The organism is Promicromonospora sp. NPDC057138 (genome assembly GCF_042670845.1).
Taxonomy (GTDB): domain Bacteria; phylum Actinomycetota; class Actinomycetes; order Actinomycetales; family Cellulomonadaceae; genus Promicromonospora.
This window is the reverse complement of the sequence record NZ_JBHUUX010000033.1, coordinates 15715-37402: the sequence shown is the minus strand read 5'-3', so window position 1 is coordinate 37402 and position 21688 is coordinate 15715. Positions and strand designations below refer to the sequence as shown.

The following is a 21688-nucleotide window of genomic DNA, read 5'->3' as shown; positions in this document are numbered from 1 at the left end:
CGCGACGGCAGGAGATCCGTATGACCGGCACACCGACACCCGCACAGATCGCCGCGCGCGCCGAGGCGCGTGACCAGGTGCGCACCGAGCTTCGGTCCCGCGGGGTAGGTGGTAAGGCCGAGCCCGAGGCGGCCGCGCCTCGCGTCGGGCCGGAAGAAGTCACGGGCGCGCAGTCCATCGTCCGCTCGCTCGAGGAGGTCGGTGTCGACACCGTCTTCGGCATCCCGGGCGGGGCGATCCTGCCCCTCTACGACCCGCTCATGGACTCCGCCAAGCTCCGCCACATCCTGGTGCGGCACGAGCAGGGCGGCGGGCACGCGGCGTCGGGCTATGCCCACGCGACCGGCAGGGTCGGGGTGACCATGGCGACGTCGGGCCCGGGCGCGACGAACCTGGTGACGCCGATAGCGGACGCGCACATGGACTCGATCCCGCTCGTGGCGATCACCGGTCAGGTGGCCTCGTCCGCGATCGGCACGGACGCGTTCCAGGAGGCCGACATCGTCGGCATCACGCTGCCGATCACCAAGCACAACTTCCTGGTCACGGACCCGGCCGAGATCCCGCGCACCATCGCGGAGGCGTTCCACATCGCCTCCACGGGGCGGCCCGGTCCGGTGCTCGTGGACATCTCGAAGTCGGCCATGCAGTCGCGCACCACGTTCTCGTGGCCGCAGGAGCTGAACCTGCCCGGCTACCACCCGGTGACGAAGCCGCACTCGAAGCAGATCCGCGAGGCGGCGAAGCTGCTGGCCACCGCCCGGCGGCCGGTGCTGTACGTGGGCGGCGGCGTCATCCGGTCGGGCGCGGCGGACCTGCTGCGCAAGCTCGTCGACCTGTCCGGCGCGCCCGTCGTGACCACGCTGATGGCCCGCGGCGCTGTGCCGGACAGCCACCCGCAGCACCTCGGCATGCCCGGCATGCACGGCACGGTGCCCGCGGTGGCGGCGCTGCAGAAGGCGGACCTGGTCTTCGCGCTCGGCGCCCGGTTCGACGACCGCGTGACGGGCAAGCTCTCGAGCTTCGCCCCGCTGGCGGCGATCATCCACGCGGACATCGACCCGGCGGAGATCGGCAAGAACCGCGAGGCGGACGTCCCGATCGTGGGCGACCTCCGCGAGGTCATCGGCGACCTGCTGCCCGAGCTGGCCAGGGAGCACGAGGAGCACGGCAAGCCGGACATCGAGGGCTGGTGGCGCCAGCTCGACGAGTGGCGCCACACCTACCCCCGCGGCTACACCCAGCCGGAGGACGGCCACCTCGCGCCGCAGCACGTGATCCAGCGCATCGGCGAGCTGACCGGGCCGGACGGGATCTACGTCGGGGGCGTGGGGCAGCACCAGATGTGGGCCGCGCAGTTCATCAGCTACGAGCGCCCGAACACCTGGATCAACTCCGGCGGCCTCGGCACCATGGGCTACTCCGTGCCCGCCGCGATGGGCGCGAAGGTGGGCATGCCCGACCGGACCGTGTGGGCGATCGACGGCGACGGCTGCTTCCAGATGACCAACCAGGAGCTCGCCACCTGCACGATCAACGACATCCCCATCAAGGTGGCGGTGATCAACAACAGCTCGCTGGGCATGGTGCGGCAGTGGCAGACGCTCTTCTACGAGTCGCGCTACTCCAACACCGACCTGCATACCGGGCACGGCACGATGCGGGTGCCCGACTTCGTGAAGCTCGCCGACGCGTACGGCTGCGAGGGCATCCGCGTGGAGCACGCCTCCGAGGTCGACGCCGCGATCAAGCGGGCCAACGAGATCGACGACCGGCCCGTCGTCGTGGACTTCACCGTCTCGCGGGACGCGATGGTGTGGCCCATGGTCGCCGCCGGCGTGAGCAACGACGACATCCAGTACGCACGCGGCATCTCGCCGGCGTGGGACCGAGAAGACTGAGCGAGGACTGAATCCCATGTCGAGGCACACCCTGTCCGTGCTCGTGGAGAACAAGCCCGGCGTGCTCACGCGCGTCGCCGGTCTGTTCGCCCGTCGCGCGTTCAACATCCACTCCCTGGCGGTCGGCCCCACGGAGCACGAGGAGATCTCGCGCATCACCGTGGTGGTCGACGTCGAGGAGCACCCCCTGGAACAGGTCACGAAGCAGCTCAACAAGCTCATCCACGTGATCAAGATCGTCGAGCTCGAACCCGAGTCGTCAGTGCACCGCGAGCTCCTGCTCGTCAAGGTGCGGGCCGACGCCGCCACCCGTACCGGGGTGCTGGAAGTCGTCGAGATGTTCCGGGCGCGCGTCGTCGACGTCGTGCCGGAGGCCGTGGTCATCGAGGCCACGGGACCCGCCGCGAAGCTCGACGCTCTTCTCTCAGCGCTGGAACCGTACGGCGTCCGTGAGATCGTGAAGTCCGGGACACTGGCCATCGGCCGGGGGGCCCGGTCCATCACCGACCGCGCGTTCGAGCGTGCGGTGCGGTCCGCGTGACCTGAAGAATTGTGTTCACCCGAGATATCAACTCAAGGAGCAAGAACCGTGGCTGAGCTGTTCTACGACGACGACGCCGACCTGTCGGTCATCCAGCAGAAGAAGGTTGCTGTGATCGGCTACGGCAGCCAGGGCCACGCGCACGCCCTGAACCTGCGCGACTCCGGCGTGCAGGTCACCGTGGGCCTGCGCGAGGGCTCGGCGTCCCGCCAGAAGGCCGAGAACGAGGGCTTCACCATCGCCACCGTGCCCGACGCCGTCCGGGATGCCGACGTCGTCGTCATCCTCGCGCCCGACCAGGTGCAGCGGCACCTGTACGCCGAGGACATCGCGCCGAACCTCAAGGAGGGCGCGGCGCTGGTCTTCGGGCACGGCTTCAACATCCGCTACGGGTACATCAAGCCCGAGGCCGGGCACGACGTCCTCATGGTCGCCCCCAAGGGCCCGGGGCACATCGTGCGCCGCGAGTTCGCCGACGGCCGCGGCGTGCCCGTGATCGTCGCGGTGGAGCAGGACGCGTCCGGCACCGCCTGGGACCTCGCCCTCTCGTACGCCAAGGGCATCGGCGGCCTGCGTGCCGCCGGTATCAAGACGACGTTCACCGAGGAGACCGAGACCGACCTGTTCGGTGAGCAGGCCGTGCTGTGCGGCGGCGCCTCGCAGCTCGTCCAGTACGGCTTCGAGACGCTGACCGAGGCCGGCTACCAGCCGGAGGTCGCGTACTTCGAGGTGCTGCACGAGCTCAAGCTGATCGTCGACCTGATGATCGAGGGCGGCATCGCCAAGCAGCGCTGGTCCGTCTCCGACACGGCCGAGTACGGCGACTACGTCTCCGGCCCGCGGGTCATCGACCCGCACGTGAAGGAGAACATGAAGGCCGTGCTGGCCGACATCCAGAACGGCGCCTTCGCGGCGCGGTTCATCGCCGACCAGGACGCCGGCGCCCCCGAGTTCAAGGAGCTGCGCGCCAAGGGCGAGCAGCACCCGATCGAGGCCACGGGCCGCGACCTGCGCAAGATGTTCGCGTGGATCAAGCCGTCCGACTCGGACTACGTCGAGGGCTCCGCGGCCCGCTGACGCGACAGAGCAGCGCCCCACTCCCCGGACGGGGGTGGGGCGCTGTTCTGTCTGCGAGACCGATGTGGTCGGCAATCCGTCAGGCAATCGGCAGTCCGTCAGGTAGTCGGCATTCCGGGGTACCGATCATGTGACGGATTGCCGACCACTCGGGCTGGGTCAGCCCTTCAGCGTGTCCACCCAGTCCTGGTTGTCCGCCAGCCAGGCCTCGACGCCGGCGGCCGGGTCGTCCGGGTTCTGGTTGACGACCTGGTCCTCCAGGGTGCCGTACTGCTCGTCGTCCAGCTTGGCGTTCGCCATCATCTCGGCGACCTCGGGAAACTCCTCGCTGAACCCTGCGGTCGCGAGCTCGTGCAGCCCCTCCGGCTCACCGAGCGCACCCTTGGGGTCCTCGAGGTCGCGGACGGGGAACGCGTTGTTCGCCCAGAAGGGGCGCCACAGCGTGACGACGATGTCCTCCTTCGCGTCGACGGCCTCCTCCAGGGCGTTCAGCATGGCCGGCGTCGAGGAGGTCTGGAGCTCCCAGCCGTCCGCGTCCAGGCCGTACTCCGGGATGACCTGCTCCTGGACGGCCTTGGTGAGGCCGGCGCCCGCCTCGATGCCGACGATCTTGCCGTCGTAGTCGGCAGACTTGCCGACGAGGTCCTCGATCGACTTCAGGTCCGAGTCCTCCGGGACGGCCATGGTCAGCTTGGCGTCGTCGTAGTAGGCGCCGAGGTCCTCGATGTCGTCGCCGTACTCGTCCATGTAGGACTTGTGCGTGACCTCGGGCCACGCGGACGGGTACACGTCGATGTCGCCCTCGGCGAGCCCGGTGTACAGCGGCGCGGCGTCGTTGATCTCCTCGATCTCCACCGTGTAGCCGTCCTCCTCGAGGATGTTCTTCCACAGGTAGGCGGTGCTCAGGCCGTCGGTCCACGAGGGGATGATGCCCAGCGTGATGGTCTCGCCGCCGCTGTCGCCGCCCTCCTCGCTCGAGCCGCAGGCCGTGAGGCCGAGGGTCAGGGTGAGAACCGCCGTGGCGGCTCCGATCCGCTTGCCGGTCGTGCCGATCATCTTTCAGGCCTTTCGTTTCGTATATGCGTAGTCGCGTATGTGAATCGTTGGGTGGGGAGTCGTTGGGTAACGAGTCGTGCGGGTAGGGAGTCGTGCGGGTAGTGAACCGTTCGGTTGGGGTGCCGTTCGGTGGGGGAGACGTTCAGCTGGCGGACGGCGCTCAGGCCGCGGTCCTGGCCGGCGTCCGGACGAACCGGCTGCGCAGCTCGCGGAGCCGGCCGTGCCCCGGACGGCGGGAGCCGATCGACGCCGTCAGCCGGTCCAGGAAGATCGCCAGGATCACCACGGAGATGCCGGCGTCGAACCCGAGCGCGAGGTCGAGCGTCGAGATGGCGCTGACCACCTCGTTGCCGAGGCCGCCGCCGCCGACCAGGCCGGCGATCACGGCCATCGACAGCGCGAGCATGATCACCTGGTTGACTCCGGCCATCAGGGTCGGCAGGGCCAGGGGCAGCTGGATGTCCTTGAGGATCTGCCGCGGGCCGGCGCCGAAGGCCTGCCCGGCCTCGACCACCTCGCTGTCGACCTGGCGGATACCGAGCTCGGTGAGCCGGACGGCGGGGGGAAGCGCGAAGATCACGGTGGCGACCATGGCGCCGGCCACGCCGATGCCGAACAGGATGACCACCGGCACCAGCCAGACGAAGCCGGGCATGGTCTGCATGAAGTCCATGACCGGCTTGAGGATGCGGCTGACGGCGGGTGAACGAGCCGCCCAGATGCCCAGCGGGATCCCGATCAGCAACGCGAACAGCGTTGCCACCACCACGAGGGCCAGGGTCTCCATGGCGGGGTCCCACATGTCCATGCCGATGATCACGACCATGCCCACCAGCGACCCGACCGCGAGCTTCCAGTCGCGCACGAGCCAGGCGAGCAGGGCGAAGGCGATCGCGAGGACGAGCGGCTCCGGGCCCTGGAGGAGCCCGGAGAACCCGTCGATGACGCCGTTGATGAAGTCGCCGATGGCGTCGAAGACGGCGTCGAAGGTGTCCTTGAACCAGTCGAACCCCGTCTCGAAGAGCTCGCCGACCGGAAGCGGGGGCACGATCGTCAGGGGAGTGGCGCCCTCAATCACGGACGGCCTCCTTCAGCATGTCGAAATCGGGCGTCGGCGCGGCCTCGGCCTCGCGGGAGGTCGCGGCCTCGGGCTCGGCGTAGGCCGCGAGCGCCGAGAGCAGCGTGATGCGCGGGACGACGCCGCTGAGCCGGCCGGCGTCGTCCACCACCGCGATGGCGGGGGTCTCGGCGGCCGGGCCGAACAGGTCGGCGAGCGCGGTGTCGGGGGTGACCCGGGCGAAGTCGGGTACCGGCTTCATGAGGTTGGTGATGTCCTTGTGGTCGAGGTGCCTGCCGACCTCGTCCTCGGTGACGTAGCCCTTGAGGGTGCGATCGCGTCCGGTGACGAACATCGCCGGGAGCTGGTGCTCGCGCATCAGCTTGTGCGCGGCGCGCGGCCCTTGCTCGGAGCCGAGGACGGCGGCGGGGGGCTCCATGACGGAGGAGGCCGTCAGGACCCGGGTGCGGTCGACGTCGGCGACGAACTGGGCGACGTAGTCGTTGGCGGGGTCGGTGAGGATCTCCTCGGCCGTCCCGACCTGGACTATCCGCCCGTTGCGCATCATGGCGATCCGGTCGCCGATCCGCATGGCCTCGTTGAGGTCGTGGGTGATGAACAGGATCGTCTTGCCGAGCTTCTGCTGCAGCTCGATGAGCTGGTCCTGCATGTCGCGCCGGATCAGCGGGTCGAGGGCGCTGAACGCCTCGTCCATCAGCAGGATGTCGGTGTCGGCGGCGAGCGCGCGGGCGAGGCCGACGCGCTGCTGCATGCCGCCGGACAGCTCGCTGGGCAGGTGCTCGTCCCAGCCGGTCAGGCCGCACAGCTCCAGCGCGTCGTGGGCGCGGCTGCGCCGTTCCTCCTTGCCGACGCCCTGGGTCTCCAGCCCGTAGGCCGCGTTGTCGATGACGGAGCGGTGCGGGAACAGCGCGAAGTGCTGGAACACCATGCTGATCCGCTCGCGGCGCAGCCGGCGCAGGTCCTTGCCGGTCGCGGCGGTGATGTTCTCGCCGTAGAGCTCCACATGCCCGGCGGTCGGTGGGTGGAGCCCGTTGATCATGCGGATCAGCGTCGACTTGCCGGACCCGGACAGGCCCATGACGACGAAGATCTCGCCCTCCTCGACGGTGAACGACGCGTCGATGACCGCCGGCGTCAGCCCCTCTCGCTTCAGCTCGTCGGCGTCGGCGCCGGCCTCGAGGCGCCTGACGCCCTCGCGGCCCTTGCGGCCGAACACCTTGTACAGATGATGTGCCTCGATGGCTGGCACAGAGTCCCCTTGCCTTGGCAGAAAATTGTCGAAAACACGTCGATAAGACGCGAACCGTCGTCCACCCGACCACGATCAGTCACGAATATGCAAACCCGGTAAGCGTCCGTTACCTGATCGTTTAGCGCTTGTAACGTGTCCCGGCCCTCGTCCGGCGTCGGTGGTTAGGGCAGGATGTCCCCGTGACTCACGACGTGAACCCGCAGGCCGCGGACGACGACAGGCCGACCGACGCCGAGTCCGGGGTCGAGCCGTTCGACCCCGCGACGTTCGACCCTGAGGCGGTGCCCGTCGAGGACGCGGAGCTGGCCGCCGAGGTCCTCGACTTCTGGGGTGCCGCGCGCCAGTACGCGGGCATGGCGAAGGCGAGCATCGTCGTCGGCCAGACCGTGAGCGAGACCGTGCCGCCGCAGGCGTGGTCGTTCGGCGACGAGCCGGAGCTCGCGGAGAAGCTGCTCGGCGCGGTCCTGGCGGGCGACAAGACGGCGACGACGTCGGCCCTGTGGGACTACGACGACGAGGGCGCGCCCCTTCCGGTGGTCGGCGAGCTGTCGATCCTGCTCGACGGCGAGGGCCACCCGCGGGCTCTGATCCGCACGACGAGTGTCGAGACGACGACGTTCGAGGAGGTCGAGGAGGACTTCGCGGCGGCGGAGGGCGAGGGCGACGGCACGCTCGAGTCGTGGCGCGCGGACCACGAGGCGTACTTCCGCCGGAACCTCGGCGAGGGCCGCGAGTTCACGCAGGACATGCCGGTCGTGTGCGAGCGGTTCGAGCTGCTCTACCCGAAGTCCTGACTGGTCCGGCCTGCCGGCCTGCCGGCCTGGCCGGGCCGGGCTGGGCCGGCTGAGGCCGCGGTGCCGGCCCGTCGTGTCGCTCAGCGCGCCGCGAACTCCGCCTGTGCGCGCTCGACGATCGTGGTGTCCCGGAACGCCGCGAGCGCCACGGCCGCGAGCATCGCGGCACCGTCCGTGATCGCGGCCGCCGCGTGCGGCCCGGCGGCCGCGGCGGCGAACTCGCGCGTGTGCGGGGTCAGCTCCGGTTCGAGCTCGATCATCGGGTGGATCGCCGGCACGACCTGGCTGACGTTGCCCATGTCGGTCGACCCGCCGGCCGGCGCGCCGGTCTGCGGCTCGCGGCCGAGCGCCCGGTAGGCGTCCGCGGCGAGGCCGACGAGTGTCGGGTTCTGCACGAGCGAGAAGTACGGTGGCGTGTTCTCGACCGCGCGGACCGACGCACCGGTCGCGACGGCGGCGCCCTCGAAGCAGGCGCGGACCCGCGGCACGACGTTCTCGAGCAGGTGGTCCCGGTTCTGGGCGCGGATGAAGGCGCGGAGCGAGGCGTGCTCCGGGATGATGTTCGGCGCCTGTCCGCCGTCGACGATGATCGCGTGCACGCGGACGTCGTCGGTCAGCTGCTGGCGCAGCAGGCCGATCGCCGTGAGCGACAGCGTCGCGGCGTCGAGCGCGTTGATGCCGAGCTCAGGGCTCGCGGCGGCGTGGCTCGCCCGGCCGTCGAAGTCGACGTCGAGCGCGATCCGGGACAGGCTCGATCCGTCGATCGCGTTCCTGCCCGAGGGGTGCACCATGATCGCGAGGTCGACGCCGTCGAGCACGCCGGCCTCGATCATCGGGACTTTGCCCGCCGCGCCCTCCTCGCCGGGACTGCCGATGACGACGAGGTTCGCCGCGACGGGCGTCTGCTCGAGCGCGTCCTTGACGAGCAGGCCGGCGCCGAGCCCGGCGGCCGCGATGATGTTGTGGCCGCAGGCGTGGCCGATCCCCTCGAGCGCGTCGTACTCGCAGAACACGGCGATCGTCGGCGCCCCGTCGGCGTCCGGCGTCGACCAGCGTGCGACGAACGCAGTGTCGAGTCCGGCGTAGCCGCGGGTCACGGCGAAGCCGGCCTGGTCGAGCTCGGCCGTGAGCCGGGCGGCCGCGTGCACCTCGGTGAACCGGATCTCGGGGTGCGCGTGGAGGTCTGCGGCGACGTCGACGAGCGTGGCCCGGCGGGCGTCGAGGAGCGGGCGCAGCTCCTCGACGATCGCGGCGACCGGCGTGGTGGCCAGGGGCTCGGTGGTGGTCACGGGGATCCTTCCGGTCCGACGGGCACGAGGCGACTGCCCGCCGAGTCTGCTGACTCGGGATTTCGGATCTGTTTCCTGAGGCGATCAACTGCGCTTCAAGCGCGGGGCGAACAGGGAAGTCATCGGGAGTGTCAGTGGCTCGTCCTACCGTGTGTGCATCAGGACCCAAGGAGAGGTGAAGGCGATGGCGCTGCGCTGGTACTCGACGGTGGTGGAGTCCACCGACCACAAGAAGCTGGCCCGCTGGTGGGCCGAGGCACTGGGCTGGGAGGTCATCTTCGAGCTGGACTCGGAGTCGGTCGTGGCGCCGCCGTGGGCGCTCGACCTCTCGGAGAAGCTCGACTTCCACCAGGTGCCGCCGGGCATGGTGTTCGTCCTGGTCGAGCACGAGAAGACCGGCAAGAACCGGCTGCACTGGGACTTCGCGCCGCACACGAGCGACGACCGGGACGCCGAGATCGCCCGGCTGGTGGAGCTGGGCGCGAGGGTGATCGACGTCGGGCAGCCGGACGACGCGTCCTGGACCGTCCTGGCGGACCCGGACGGCAACGAGTTCTGCGTGCTCTCGGCCAGGGAGCAGTAGCGCTGTCGATGAGTTTCCGGCCTGACGGCGGTCGGTTCACCATGAGCACACAGGTGAAGACCAAGAATCTCGGCGACCTCTACGATCTCCCGCCGCTGCAGTGGGAACCCGTGGCCGCGGCGCTCGCCGACGTCGGGGACCAGGCGCCGGGCGGCCGGGGCCCGGACCGCCACTCGCACTGGCTCACGACGGTCAACGCCGACGGCAGCCCGCACACCACCGGCGTCGGGGCGTTCTGGGACGACGGCCGTTTCTACATCGTGTCCGGCCGAGGTGCCCGCAAGGGGCGGAACATGGAGCGCGAGCCGCGGTGCACCGTCGCGGTAGCGGCGGACGACTACGACATCGTGGTGGACGGGACGGCCGAGCTGGTGACCGACCCTGCCACGGTCGCGCACATTGCCGAGGTCGCGGCCGCAGGCGGCTGGCCCGCGCGTGTGGACGAGTCCGGCACGGCGCTGACCGCGCCGTACAGCGCGCCGTCGGCGGGTCCGCCCCCGTGGCACGTGTACCGCGTGACGCCGACGAAGGCCAACGCTCTGTTCGTGCGGGACCCCGGCGGGGCGACGTCGTGGACTTTCGACTGAGCCACTCGCGGTCAATATCTCGACGTCCATCACGTGAGACCCGCGTCTCAGGCAACCGGTCGCGCGCGTAGGCTCCGGACATGGCACAGGTGGGTACGACAGGCGGCATCGACCTCGCAGTGGTCGCAGGTGACGGCATAGGGACCGAGGTCGTGGAGCAAGGCCTCGCGGTGCTGGAGGCGGCGCTGGCGCCGTCGGGCACCAAGCTCTCCACCACCGAGTTCGACCTCGGTGCGCGCCGCTGGCACGCGACCGGCGAGACCCTCACCGACGAGGACCTCGAGAAGATCAAGGGCCACGACGCGATCCTGCTGGGCGCCATCGGCGACCCATCGGTTCCGAGCGGCGTGCTGGAGCGCGGCCTGCTGCTCAAGCTGCGCTTCGCGCTGGACCACTACGTGAACCTGCGCCCGACCAAGCTGTACGAGGGCGTCTCGAGCCCGCTGGCCAACCCGGGCGAGATCGACTTCGTCGTCGTCCGCGAGGGCACCGAGGGCCCCTACGTCGGCAACGGCGGCGCGCTGCGCGTCGGCACGCCCCACGAGATCGCCACCGAGGTCAGCGTCAACACCGCGTTCGGCGTCGAGCGCGTGGTCCGGGACGCGTTCACCCGGGCGAACGCCCGCACGCGCAAGCACCTCACGCTGGTGCACAAGCACAACGTGCTGGTGCACGCCGGTCACCTGTGGCGCCGCACCGTCGAAAAGGTGAACGCCGAGTTCCCCGATGTCACCACCGACTACGCGCACGTCGACGCCGCGACCATCTACCTCACGACCAACCCGAGCCGGTTCGACGTGATCGTCACCGACAACCTCTTCGGTGACATCCTCACCGACCAGGCCGCGGCGATCACGGGCGGCATCGGGCTGGCGGCGTCGGCCAACATCAATCCGGACCGCACCACGCCGTCGATGTTCGAGCCGGTGCACGGCTCGGCGCCCGACATCGCGGGCCAGGGCAAGGCCGACCCCACGGCGACCATCCTCTCGGTCGCCCTCCTGCTGGACCACCTGGGCTTCGCGGCCGAGTCCGCGCGGGTCCAGGATGCCGTTGCGGCGGACCTCGCGGCCCGCGGCGACGCTGTACGCACCACCGACCAGGTAGGCCGCGACATCGCGGCCCGCGTGACCGAGTAACCCGCTGCACGACGGCGGCGCCCGGGTCACGCAGACCGCACCCGGGCGCCGCCGTCGTACGTCGAAGGCCGTCCGGGCACGCGCCCGGCTCGGAATGCTCCTCCTGCCGTGCCGGGCGTGGAAGACTGACAACAGCATTCCGGTGAAAGGCATCGACATGACAACAACGACGGACCCCATCCTCCCGACCCGGCTCGAAAACCTCGTCGCGCTCTTCGACGTGCGGCCCACGGACGTGCCGACGCCGGACGAGGTGCGCGTCGACGCGCTCCGCGCGCCGAAGTTCGGGACGGTGTTCACGGATCACATGGCGCGGATCTCCTGGACCAGCGCCGACGGCTGGCGGGACCGGCGGATCGAGAAGTACGGTCCGCTGCAGCTCGACCCCGCGACGGCCGTGCTGCACTACGCGCAGGAGATCTTCGAGGGCCTCAAGGCCTACAAGCACGCCGACGGCTCCATCTGGACGTTCCGCCCGGACCAGAACGCGGCGCGCTTCGCCCGGTCGGCGCACCGCCTCGCGCTGCCCGCGCTCAGCGTGGACGACTTCATCGGGTCGCTGGCCGCCCTGGTCCGCACGGACATCGACTGGGTGCCCGACGGCGAGGACTCGTCCCTGTACCTGCGGCCCTTCATGTACGCGTCGGAGGTGTTCCTCGGCGTGCGCCCCGCGCTCGAGGCCGAGTACCTGGTGATCGCCTCGCCGGTCGGGCCGTACTTCCCGGGCGGCGTCCAGCCGGTGTCGATCTACGTGTCCGAGCAGTACCACCGGGCAGGGCCGCCCGGAGGCACCGGCGACGCGAAGTTCGGCGGCAACTACGCCGCGAGCCTCCTCCCGCAGCTCCAGGCGCAGCAGGAAGGCTTCGACCAGGTCTGCTTCCTCGACGCGGCCACCAGCACCTACCTCGAGGAGCTCGGCGGCATGAACGTGTTCCTCGTGCAGGACGACGGGACCCTCCACACGCCCGAGCTCGGCTCGATCCTGGAGGGGATCACCCGCGCCTCCGTCCTCCAGCTCGCCGCGGACCGCGGGTACGAGGTGGTGGAGCGGCGGATCCCGCTCGCGGAGGTCGCGGCAGGGCTCAAGTCCGGCAAGGTCAAGGAGTTCTTCGCGTGCGGCACGGCCGCCGTCGTGACGCCGGTCGGGCGCCTCGCCGGGGCGACGTTCAACCACGAGGTCAACGGCGGGGAGCCGGGCGAGCTGACGCTGGCGATCCGCCAGGAGCTCACCGACATCCAGTACGGCCGCGCCGAGGACCGCCACAACTGGATGCGCCGCCTGGCCTGAGTTCCGCGCGGTAGAGCGCCTGTCCGGACAGGCGCTCTACTTCGCGGACCCGTCAGGGCCAGAGGCGGGATATGGCGTCGCGGGCGACCAGGAAGCCCACGATGCCCACCACCCAGGCGGTGGTGCTCGCGGCGTTCCGGGTGAGCCAGCCGTCCAGCCGGCCCAGCGGACGCTCCACGAGCCGCGCCGCGAGCACCCGGGCGGCGGTCAGCCCGAGCGCGGGCGCGACCATGACCACGCAGTACCCCAGGATCCAGAGGCCCGACGCCGGCCAGCCCGGACCTTGCGTCCCGATCAGGCCGAGCGCCGCGAGGTAGGGGAGCATCGTCGCGACCTCGACCAGCCCGGCCCCGACCGCGAGCCCGGCCAGCGCCGCACCGCTTCCCGACTCGCTGCCGAGCACCCGCTCGCGCCAGCGGCTCACCCGGCCCGTCCGCGCCGGCCGGTCGGGCTTTCGGCCGCCGGCGGGCTCCAGCTTGAAGCTCCACGCGAACAGCCCGACGCCCAGGAGGAGCTGCGCGATCAGGAACGGGCGGGTGCCGGACAGGGCAGTGAGCGTGTCGCTCAGCGCGCCCGCCCCGAGCAGGATCGACAGCCCGACCAGCGCGTAGAACCCGGCGATGGACCCGAGGTACAGCAGCATCCGCCCCACGCGGACCCGACCCGGCGCCATCAGCAGCCACACCGGGATGAGCAGGGTGCCGAAGCTCGTCGAGTCGATGAGCGCGAGCACGGCCAGGGCACCGACCAGCGCGGCGCCCGTGAGCTCGGCGGAGAGGAAGTCCATGCGGCACAGCCTGGCGCGGGCCCCGCGCGGACACATCGGCCGAAGTGCCGAGAGCCGCATACATCCTTCGGATGATCCGCCGCACGCCTCCCCGTGCTGAGATGGTGGCATGTTCCGCCTGCCCGGCCCGATCGCGCCCGTCGCCAGGATGGTCATGGCCGAGGACCGGCGCGGAGACGTCATCACGGCGGCAGGCCTCCTGGTCATAGCGCTGACGCTCGACGCACTGGGCCTGGTCCGGACCTCCTGGAGCGGGCCTGGGAACGTGCCGTCCTGGTGGTTCGCCGTCCTGGCCGTCGTCGGCTGCACCGCGCTGGTCTGGCGCCGGAGCCACCCGCTCGGCGCGCTGGGAGTGGCCACCGCCGCGTTCGCGGCCGACGTCGCGCTCGGTGGCAGCGTCGGCCTCTTCGTGATCCTGTGGGAGGCGCTCTACGCCGTCCACCTGCACGGTCGCCCGGCGGCGCGGCGCGTCACCGCCGTCGGCGTCGCAGTCGTCTCGCTCGCCTTCATGATCGTGGTCGGCCAGGAGACGAACGACGTCAGGGCGGCGGTGCTCGCCGGGATCCAGGCGGTCACGCTGCTGGTCATGCCGATGTGGTGGGGCGCCAACGTGCGCCAGGGCCGCGAGCTGACCGCCGCCGCGCACGAGCGGGGGCGGCTCGAGCGCGATCGCAGCACCGCGCTCCTCCGGCTCGCCGAGGCCGCGCGGCACGACGCCGTCCGCACCGAGCGCACCGCCGTCGCCCGCGACCTGCACGACGTCGTCGCCTCGCACCTCTCCGCGATCACCATCACCTCGGGCGCCGCGCTCGCCGGCCCGTCCGAGCCCGAGCGCGACCGCGCGGCGCTGCGCAGCATCCGCGCGGAGAGCCTCGCCTCGCTGCGGGACATGCAGGCGATGATCCGGGTGCTGCGCGCCGAGACGGGTCAGGACGGTCCAGGGGCGGACGGCGGGGCCGGGGCCGCGGAGGGCACGGGCTCGGTCCGGGCGTCGGGCGCCTCCGACCTCCTGGCCGCGCCGCGGGTGGCGCAGCTCGCACCCGTGCTGGAGCAGGTGCGGCTCGGCGGGCTGGACCTCACGGTGACCGATCCCGACGGCGTGCTGACCGGTGGTGCCGTCCTGCCCGCGGCGGTGGACCACTCGGTGTACCGGGTGGTGCGGGAGTCGCTGACGAACGTGCTCAAGCACGGCGGCGCCCGCGCGGAGCTTCGTGTCGCCGCGGGTGACCGGCTGGAGATCGAGGTGCACGACACCGGCCTGCGCCCCGGCGACACGCTTCGCGACCCGGCCGACGTCGGCGTCGGGACCGGCCTCGGGCTGGTCTCCATGCAGGAGCGCGTCGAGTCCATCGGCGGGACCTTCGAGGCGGGGCCGGGCGGGAGGCCCGACGGCGCGGGGTGGCGGGTCCGGGCCGTCCTGCCCCTGCCTGATCGCGAGCCCGCCGAGCCCGCCGAGCTGTCGCCCGACGCGCCAACCCCCGCGCCGGGACTTCGCGCATGATCCGCGTCCTGCTCGCCGACGACCACGCGGCGATCCGCGCGGGCCTGCGGATGCTGCTCGCGACGGCCGGCGACATCGAGGTGGTCGGCGAGGCCGGCGACGGCGCGGTGGCGGTGGCGAACGCGCGGGCGCTGCGCCCCGACGTCGTGCTCATGGACGTCCGGATGCCGGGGACCGACGGCGTGACCGCGACCCGGCAGATCGTCGAGGAGGGGTTGTCCGAGGTTCTGGTGCTCACGACCTTCGACCTGGACGAGTACGTGTTCGGCGCGCTGCGGGCGGGAGCCGCGGGCTTTCTCCTGAAGACGGCGGAGGCGACGGCGCTGGTGGACGCCGTGCGGCACGTCGCGGCGGGCGACGGCGTGGTCGCGCCGGAGGTCACGCGCCGCCTCATCGCGGAGCTGTCCGCGCCGCGCGAGGGGAACGGCGTCCGCCATCGCGGCCCGGCGAAGGAGCTGCCCGCGGACCTGACGCCGCGCGAGCGCGACGTGCTGGCGGGCCTCGGGAGCGGACTGTCGAACGCGGAGCTGGCCGGCGAGCTGATGATCAGCGAGGCCACCGCCAAGACCCATGTGTCCAGGGTGCTCGCCAAGCTCGGCGTCACCTCGCGTGTCCAGGCGGCGATCGCCGCGCGGGATGCGGGTCTCGCGTAGGCACTCAGGGGGTGCGGGCTGTCGTGCGGCTCCGGGTGCACGCGAGGCGAACCAAACCTTGACGCCATCGCGTCCCGCCCCCAGCATTGGGGCGTTCCCGCAGGTACCTCCCCCAGAAGGGCCTTCTTGTCCATGCAGAGAACTGCGCGCAGCCTGGCTGGCATAGCCGCCGGCTTCGCACTCATTCTCACCTCGGTCGCACCAGCGGCCGGGACCGAGACGACCAACAGTCCACAGCCTGAAAGCATCGCCAGGCAAGGGGCTCGTGCCCCAGCGAAGGCACCTGCCACTGCGGAAGTACGTGCCGCGACGGACGGGCAGGCCGCGCCGCTGCAGGTCAACAACACGGTGGGGGCGGAGCCCCAGGCAACGATCACGGACATCGCTGCCGCCATGCAGCCCGGCTGGAACCTGGGCAACGCCCTCGACTCGACCGGTAGCGACGAGACGTCGTGGGGCAACCCGCGCATCACCGAGGAGTTCCTGAACCAGATTCGTGCTCAGGGGTTCAACAGCATCCGCATCCCCGTGACGTGGAGCCAGCACCAGGGCGGCGCTCCGGACCACACGATCGACCCGGCCTACCTCGACCGGGTCCAGGAGGTGGTGGACTGGGCACTCGATGACGGTTTCTACGTGATGATCAACGTCCACCACGACTCCTGGCAGTGGGTGAACGCGATGCCCACCGACCATGACGCCGTGCTCGACCGCTACAGCGACACGTGGACGCAGATCGCCGAGCGATTCAAGAACGAGAGCCCCCGGCTCACGTTCGAGAGCGTCAACGAGCCGCAGTTCGCGGGCAGCTCGGGCGAGGCCCAGGAGCTCGAGCTGCTGGCCGAGCTCAACAGGGTGTTCCACGAGATCGTGCGTGGTTCGGGCGGCGTGAACGCGACGCGGCCGCTGGTGCTGCCGACGCTGCACACGGGGTCCGATCCGGCCCTGCTCGACGCCCTGGCCGCGGAGATCGCCGCCCTGGACGACCCGAACCTCATCGCCACCGTGCACAACTACGGGCCCTGGCACTTCAGCGTGAACATCGCCGGTTACACCCGGTTCAACGCCGAGTCGCGGCAGAGCCTGATCGACCAGCTCGACCTGGTGAGCTCCGCGTTCACCGCACGTGGCGTGCCGGTGATCATCGGGGAGTACGGTCTGCTCGGGTTCGACAACAACATCGGGACCATCGAGCAGGGCGAGAAGCTGAAGTACTTCGAGTACTTCGGCTATGCCGCCCGGCAGCGCGGCTTCACGACGATGCTCTGGGACAACGGGCAGCACTTCGACCGCACCGCGAACAGGTGGCGAGACCGGGCACTGTTCGCCCAGATCTCGTCGAGCTGGACGCAGCGGTCGGGGACGGCGACGTCGGACCTGGTGTTCGTGCCCGCCTCGGGCGGCATCTCCGCCCGGCGTCTCAGCCTCAACCCGAACGGGACCAGCTTCCAGGCCCTCCTGCACGACGGCGCGAAGCTGAAGGCGGGGACCGACTACATCCGGGTGGGCAACAAGCTCACGCTGTCGGCCGCGCTGCTGAAGCGGCTCGCGGGCGATCGGAAGCCGGGTCCGGCCGCCAAGCTCGTGGTCCGGTACTCGAGTGGTGTGCCGTGGACGCTGCGGATCATCAACCAGGCGACGTCTGTGCTCCGGGCCGCCTCGGGCACGACGGCGTCGTTCAAGATCCCGACGTCGTTCAACGGCGACCAGCTCGCGACCATGGAGGCGACGTACGCGGACGGTTCCAACGCGGGGCCGGCGAGCTGGACGTCGTACAAGCAGTTCGACGTGACGTTCAGCCCGGACTACGCGGCACGGACCATCACCCTCACCCCGGACTTCTTCGCCGAGGTGAACGACGGCAGGGTCGACCTGACGTTCCACTTCTGGAGCGGCGACACGGTCACCTACACCCTGACCAAGACGGGAACCACGGTAACCGGCATCCCCTGACCCGCGTGATCCTCACTTGTTGTGGGCGCGATCGTTGCGGCTAAGACGGGCGTCTAGTCGCAACGATCCCGCTCACAACACAGTGAGGATCAGGGCGTGCGCTGCACGACCGTTCGGCTCAGCGTGCCGGTCAGGAGCGAGTAGGTCGCGGAGCCGATGACTATCCAGACGAGCGCGGCGAGGATGGCCGGCACGAGCTCGAAGTCGCCGGCGAACGGCAGGGCGGCGAGGATCGCGGTGGCGAGACCGACCACCCAGCCGAAGAACGTCCTCGGGCGCGGCGTGCTCAGCACGAGAACATAGAGCAGGACGGCGGCCACCAGGGCGAAGAGCGCTCCCGCGACGACCCAGGCCATCATGTCGGATCCGGTGCTGAGCAGGTCGGCCTGAGAGCTGATCTCGAGGTGCAAGACCTCCTCGAGGATGAAGTCCGCGGCGAGCCCGATGAGGCCGGCCACGAGCATCGTCGCCAGCGCCCCGGCCCAGAAGCGGCCCACCTCGAGTCCGAGGCGCGGGTCCTCCGTTCCGGCCGTGACGGGCTGGACCGTCTCGTCGGGTGTCTGCCCCACCGGCCGGGTCGGCGTCCCCGGTGCCTGCGCCGGCGGCGGATAGGCCGGAGGAGGCTGTTCCCCGTAGTCGGGGTCGTAGGGGCGGTTCGGGTCACTCATCGCGGTACCTCCCGGTTGTCAGCCCTATGTCCACTCCAGCACATATCGGCCGACGTCGCACGGCACGGAGCCGAAGGGCCGGCGTCACACGACCGGGAGCTTCCCCGCCGTGTCGCTCGCCGCCCCGCTCGCCGTGTCGGTGGCCCGTCCTAGGGTGTGAGGCATGGCCGAAGAGATCCTCCTCAGCGCGCGCGGTCTGACCAAGAGGTTCGGCGACCTCACCGCGGTCGACGGCGTCGACTTCGCCGTGCACAAGGGGGAGTCGTTCGGATTCCTGGGACCCAACGGGGCCGGCAAGTCGTCGACCATGCGCATGGTCGGGGCAGTGTCGCCGGTGACGAGCGGCGAGCTGCGGATCTTCGGTCAGGACCCGGCCACCCACGGGCCGCAGATCCGCGCCCGGCTCGGCGTCGTTCCCCAGCAGGACCAGCTGGACCAGGAGCTCACGGTCGAGGAGAACATGTGGGTGTACGGCAGGTACTTCGGCCTGTCGCGCGCCCAGGTGCGCGAGCGTGCGGTCGAGCTCCTGGAGTTCGCACAGCTGACGGAGCGCGCCAAGGATCGGGTGGAGCCGCTGTCGGGCGGCATGAAACGTCGCCTGACGATCGCCCGGGCGCTGATCAGCACCCCGGAGATGCTGCTGCTCGACGAGCCGACCACCGGCCTCGACCCGCAGGCTCGCCACCTGCTCTGGGACCGGCTGTTCCGGCTCAAGCGGCAGGGCGTCACCCTGATCCTGACCACGCACTACATGGACGAGGCGGAGCAGCTGTGCGACCGGCTCGTCGTCATGGACCACGGGCGCATCGTCGCCGAGGGGTCGCCGCAGGCGCTGATCCGGCGGCACTCCACGCGCGAGGTGCTCGAGCTGCGGTTCGACGCCGACGACCACGCCGAGTTCGGCGCCAAGATCGCGGGCATCGGCGAGCGCATCGAGGTGCTGCCGGACCGCCTGCTGGTCTACGCGGAGGACGGCGACGCGGCGGCGGCCGGCGTCCACGAACGCGGTGTCCAGCCCTTGTCGTCGCTGGTGCGCCGTTCCACCCTGGAAGACGTGTTCCTGCACCTGACCGGCCGGACGCTGGTGGACTGATGACCAGCGGGCTGATGAGCACCGACACGTTCACCGCACGCGGCGAGCACGGCCCGCGCCCGCCGCTGGCGGCGCGGGAGCGGATCGGCGCCGTGACGGGGTACCTGCTGCTCGTCTACCGGCGGACGCTGCGCGGCACCATCATCAGCACGTTCGTGTCGCCGCTGTTCTTCCTGCTGGCCATGGGTATCGGCCTCGGCTCGCTGATCGACGAGCGCACCGGCGGCCTCGGCGGCGTGCCCTACCTGCAGTTCGTGGCGCCGGCGATCGTGGTCATGCAGACCATGTGGCTCGCCATGTTCGAGGCGACCTATCCGGTGATGGACTACATCAAGTGGAGCAGGCTCTACGACTCCATGCTCGCCACTCCGCTGCGCGTACGGGACATCCTGGTCGGGCACCTCGGCTCGATCGCCGGCCGGCTGGTCGTCTCCACCGCCGTGTTCATGCTGGTCGCGTCCCTGTTCAACGGGTTCACCACGTGGGGCGCGCTGTGGTGCCTCCCGATCGCCGTGCTCACCGGCCTCGCCTTCACGGTCCCCATCTTCGCTTTCACCGCGACCCAGGAGACCGAGGACGGGTTCACCATCCTGTTCCGCCTCATCGCGACCCCGCTCATGCTGTTCAGCGGCACCTTCTTCCCGATCGACCAGCTCCCGGCCTGGATGCAGCCGCTCGCCTGGGTGACCCCCCTGTGGCACGGCGTCGAGTCCGCGCGCATGGTCGCCCTGGGCGCCGTCGACCCGCCCTGGCTGGCACTGCACGTGGGTGTGCTCCTGGTGTTCGTCCTGGTCGGCTGGGTGCTGTGCGAGCGAGCCCTGACCAGGAGGCTGGTCAAGTGAGCACGACGACAGCGCCGGTCGACCGACGCGGCCTCGCCTCCCGCATCGCCCGGGCCGTGCCCATCCCCGCCGGCGCCGGGATGGCGCGCATGCTCGTGGAGCGCAACATCCGCGCCTACCGGCACCTGTGGATAGCGCTGGTCACAGGCTTCGCCGAGCCCGTGTTCTACCTGTTCTCCATGGGGATCGGCATCGGCAGCCTGGTCCGGACCGTGACCACCGACTCCGGCGCCGTGGTGCCGTACGCGGCGTTCGTGGCGCCCGCCCTGCTCGCGGCGTCCGCCATGAACGGGGCAGTCTTCGACTCCACGTTCAACGTGTTCTTCAAGCTCAAGTACGCCAAGCTGTACGACGCCGTGCTGGCGACCCCGCTCGGGCCACGAGACATCGCGGTGGGCGAGATCTGCTGGTCGCTCATCCGCGGCGCCATCTACTCCGGCCTGTTCCTGGTCGTCGCGGCGCTCGCGGGCGCCGTCACGTCGTGGTGGGCGCTGCTCGCCCTGCCTGCAGCCGTGCTCATCGGGTTCGCGTTCGCGGCGATCGGCATGTTCGCCACCACGTTCATGCGGTCCTGGGTCGACTTCGACTACGTGACCCTCGCGATCCAGCCCATGTTCCTGTTCAGCGCCACGTTCTTTCCCCTGGCGACGTACCCGCCGGCGCTCCAGTGGCTGGTGCAGGCCACCCCGCTGTACCACGGCGTGGCGCTCGAACGAGCGCTCATGCTGGGCCAGGTCGACGCGGGGATCTGGGTCCACGTGGCGTACCTCGTGGGGCTCGGCCTGGTGGGCGCGGTCGCGGCGTCGGCCCGCCTGGAGAAGCTCCTGCTGTCCTGAGCCGGGACGCGTCCGAACCTCAGGCCACCCCGCTCAGCGGTGTGGCTGCCCGGCCAGCGAGTGCCGGCACCGGGACAGGTACGTGCGGAGGATCTCCGTCTGGCCCAGGTCGAAGCCCTCGAGCATCCGGGCCTCGACGTCGGCCACGTCGTCGTGGAGGTCGTCCAGGACCTGTTGGCCCTCGCGGCTCAGCGCGAGGAGGTACTGCTTGCGGTTGCCCGGGTCCCGCTCTCGGGTGACGAGCCCGCGGCCGAGCAGGTAGGTCACCATCTCGGCCATCGTCTGGGCCCGGACGAACGAGTTCCTGGCCAGCTCCGCCGAGGTCATCCCGGGATGCCGTTCCAGCACGGTGAGGGCGGTGTACTGCAGCGCGGTCAGGTCGGCGGTCGCGACGACGTCGTCGAGCGCCTGTCGCACGGCGAGCTCGACCTGCTTGATGATGTACAGCAGGGTCACGTCCCGGTCATGGGCCGGCACCGCCTCCGAACCGGTCATGAGCGCCCCGCCCCACCTCTCCATCGCCCGATCATCGTTGCCACCTTTTCATCAGGCTCCCTGACGACAGGCCAGTCTGTGGTGGTGGCTGTCGCAGTGTCAAACGGGCGGCGTCGAAGAATCTGCCGAACCGAGGCCTGGGCGGAGTATTGCCCGTTTCGAGCGCAGATCCGGCAGATTCTACGGACCCTTGACGAGCCGTGTGACCCCGGCCATACTCCATCATCAGGATCCCTGATAACAGGGAACCTGATAACTCGGCCGTCTCAATGAAG

The 21688-nt window shown here is 70.6% G+C and carries 21 protein-coding genes; 14 read left to right on the top strand and 7 right to left on the bottom strand.

Translation table 11 applies throughout. The features are described 5' to 3' along the window. Positions 1-20: 20 nt before the first annotated feature. The 3 genes from ACFT2C_RS17815 to ilvC are packed head-to-tail and all read left to right on the top strand — an operon-like array spanning position 21 to position 3519. Positions 21-1901, top strand: a complete 1881-nt coding sequence (locus tag ACFT2C_RS17815; protein ID WP_377208402.1) for an acetolactate synthase large subunit — start codon at positions 21-23, stop codon at positions 1899-1901. A gap of 16 nt (positions 1902-1917) precedes the next feature. Continuing rightward, complete coding sequence (ilvN, locus tag ACFT2C_RS17810) at positions 1918-2442, top strand: acetolactate synthase small subunit (RefSeq protein WP_377208401.1); 525 nt, start codon at positions 1918-1920, stop codon at positions 2440-2442. A 48-nt stretch (positions 2443-2490) separates the two neighbouring features. After that, entirely contained in the window at positions 2491-3519 is a 1029-nt protein-coding gene (ilvC, locus tag ACFT2C_RS17805; protein ID WP_377208400.1) for a ketol-acid reductoisomerase, read from the top strand. Positions 3520-3678: 159 nt separating this feature from the next. Here ilvC and ACFT2C_RS17800 read toward each other — a convergent pair whose 3' ends face one another. The 3 genes from ACFT2C_RS17800 to ACFT2C_RS17790 all read right to left on the bottom strand — a co-directional run bounded on the left by ACFT2C_RS17800 (position 3679) and on the right by ACFT2C_RS17790 (position 6902). Next, a complete protein-coding gene (locus tag ACFT2C_RS17800) occupies positions 3679-4575 on the bottom strand; it encodes a glycine betaine ABC transporter substrate-binding protein (RefSeq protein ID WP_377208399.1) in 897 nt (298 codons plus the stop codon). Between the two features lie 160 nt (positions 4576-4735). After that, the gene (locus ACFT2C_RS17795) at positions 4736-5653 is read right to left on the bottom strand and encodes an ABC transporter permease (RefSeq protein WP_377208398.1); all 918 of its coding nucleotides are present in this window, start codon (positions 5651-5653) and stop codon (positions 4736-4738) included. Beyond that, a complete protein-coding gene (locus tag ACFT2C_RS17790) occupies positions 5646-6902 on the bottom strand; it encodes a glycine betaine/L-proline ABC transporter ATP-binding protein (RefSeq protein ID WP_377208397.1) in 1257 nt (418 codons plus the stop codon). Before ACFT2C_RS17790 ends, ACFT2C_RS17795 begins: the two co-directional genes overlap by 8 nt. A gap of 182 nt (positions 6903-7084) precedes the next feature. On the opposite strand from ACFT2C_RS17790, the gene ACFT2C_RS17785 reads away from it, so the two are divergent. Beyond that, positions 7085-7699: an ASCH domain-containing protein gene (locus ACFT2C_RS17785; RefSeq protein ID WP_377208396.1), complete on the top strand. Its 615-nt coding sequence runs from the start codon at positions 7085-7087 to the stop codon at positions 7697-7699. Between the two features lie 80 nt (positions 7700-7779). On the opposite strand, the gene ACFT2C_RS17780 is transcribed toward ACFT2C_RS17785, so the two are convergent. Further along, positions 7780-8988: a M20 family metallopeptidase gene (locus tag ACFT2C_RS17780; protein WP_377208395.1), complete on the bottom strand. Its 1209-nt coding sequence runs from the start codon at positions 8986-8988 to the stop codon at positions 7780-7782. Between the two features lie 184 nt (positions 8989-9172). On the opposite strand from ACFT2C_RS17780, the gene ACFT2C_RS17775 reads away from it, so the two are divergent. From ACFT2C_RS17775 to ACFT2C_RS17760, 4 genes are all read left to right on the top strand, one after another. Continuing rightward, on the top strand, positions 9173-9571 hold the full coding sequence (locus ACFT2C_RS17775) for a VOC family protein (protein ID WP_377208425.1): 399 nt from the start codon (positions 9173-9175) through the stop codon (positions 9569-9571). A 41-nt stretch (positions 9572-9612) separates the two neighbouring features. After that, positions 9613-10158 carry a pyridoxamine 5'-phosphate oxidase family protein gene (locus ACFT2C_RS17770; RefSeq protein ID WP_377208394.1) on the top strand — a complete coding sequence of 182 codons (546 nt, stop codon included), beginning with the start codon at positions 9613-9615 and terminating at the stop codon, positions 10156-10158. Between the two features lie 80 nt (positions 10159-10238). Beyond that, the gene (locus tag ACFT2C_RS17765; RefSeq protein ID WP_377208393.1) at positions 10239-11297 is read left to right on the top strand and encodes a 3-isopropylmalate dehydrogenase; all 1059 of its coding nucleotides are present in this window, start codon (positions 10239-10241) and stop codon (positions 11295-11297) included. Between the two features lie 157 nt (positions 11298-11454). Beyond that, the gene (locus tag ACFT2C_RS17760) at positions 11455-12585 is read left to right on the top strand and encodes a branched-chain amino acid aminotransferase (RefSeq protein WP_377208392.1); all 1131 of its coding nucleotides are present in this window, start codon (positions 11455-11457) and stop codon (positions 12583-12585) included. 52 nt (positions 12586-12637) lie between these two features. Here ACFT2C_RS17760 and ACFT2C_RS17755 read toward each other — a convergent pair whose 3' ends face one another. Beyond that, positions 12638-13372: a GAP family protein gene (locus ACFT2C_RS17755; protein ID WP_377208391.1), complete on the bottom strand. Its 735-nt coding sequence runs from the start codon at positions 13370-13372 to the stop codon at positions 12638-12640. Positions 13373-13481: 109 nt separating this feature from the next. Here ACFT2C_RS17755 and ACFT2C_RS17750 point away from each other — a divergent pair, with 109 nt between their 5' ends. The 3 genes from ACFT2C_RS17750 (at position 13482) to ACFT2C_RS17740 (ending at position 17479) form a co-directional block, all read left to right on the top strand. After that, positions 13482-14873 (top strand): sensor histidine kinase, encoded by a 1392-nt coding sequence (locus ACFT2C_RS17750; RefSeq protein WP_377208390.1) that lies wholly within the window; start codon positions 13482-13484, stop codon positions 14871-14873. Next, on the top strand, positions 14870-15526 hold the full coding sequence (locus tag ACFT2C_RS17745) for a response regulator (protein WP_377208389.1): 657 nt from the start codon (positions 14870-14872) through the stop codon (positions 15524-15526). The genes ACFT2C_RS17750 and ACFT2C_RS17745 overlap by 4 nt, the downstream gene beginning before the upstream one ends. A 348-nt stretch (positions 15527-15874) precedes the next feature. Continuing rightward, positions 15875-17479 (top strand): cellulase family glycosylhydrolase, encoded by a 1605-nt coding sequence (locus ACFT2C_RS17740; RefSeq protein ID WP_377208388.1) that lies wholly within the window; start codon positions 15875-15877, stop codon positions 17477-17479. 89 nt (positions 17480-17568) lie between these two features. Here the strand turns inward: ACFT2C_RS17740 and ACFT2C_RS17735 are convergent, their stop codons facing one another. Beyond that, positions 17569-18147 (bottom strand): hypothetical protein, encoded by a 579-nt coding sequence (locus ACFT2C_RS17735; protein ID WP_377208387.1) that lies wholly within the window; start codon positions 18145-18147, stop codon positions 17569-17571. 163 nt (positions 18148-18310) lie between these two features. Here ACFT2C_RS17735 and ACFT2C_RS17730 point away from each other — a divergent pair, with 163 nt between their 5' ends. The 3 genes from ACFT2C_RS17730 to ACFT2C_RS17720 are packed head-to-tail and all read left to right on the top strand — an operon-like array spanning position 18311 to position 20918. Then, complete coding sequence (locus ACFT2C_RS17730; RefSeq protein WP_377208386.1) at positions 18311-19240, top strand: ABC transporter ATP-binding protein; 930 nt, start codon at positions 18311-18313, stop codon at positions 19238-19240. Then, on the top strand, positions 19240-20082 hold the full coding sequence (locus ACFT2C_RS17725) for an ABC transporter permease (RefSeq protein ID WP_377208385.1): 843 nt from the start codon (positions 19240-19242) through the stop codon (positions 20080-20082). Before ACFT2C_RS17730 ends, ACFT2C_RS17725 begins: the two co-directional genes overlap by 1 nt. Further along, the gene (locus ACFT2C_RS17720) at positions 20079-20918 is read left to right on the top strand and encodes an ABC transporter permease (RefSeq protein ID WP_377208384.1); all 840 of its coding nucleotides are present in this window, start codon (positions 20079-20081) and stop codon (positions 20916-20918) included. Before ACFT2C_RS17725 ends, ACFT2C_RS17720 begins: the two co-directional genes overlap by 4 nt. Positions 20919-20951: 33 nt before the next feature. On the opposite strand, the gene ACFT2C_RS17715 is transcribed toward ACFT2C_RS17720, so the two are convergent. After that, on the bottom strand, positions 20952-21437 hold the full coding sequence (locus ACFT2C_RS17715) for a MarR family winged helix-turn-helix transcriptional regulator (RefSeq protein ID WP_377208383.1): 486 nt from the start codon (positions 21435-21437) through the stop codon (positions 20952-20954). Positions 21438-21688: the final 251 nt, after the last annotated feature.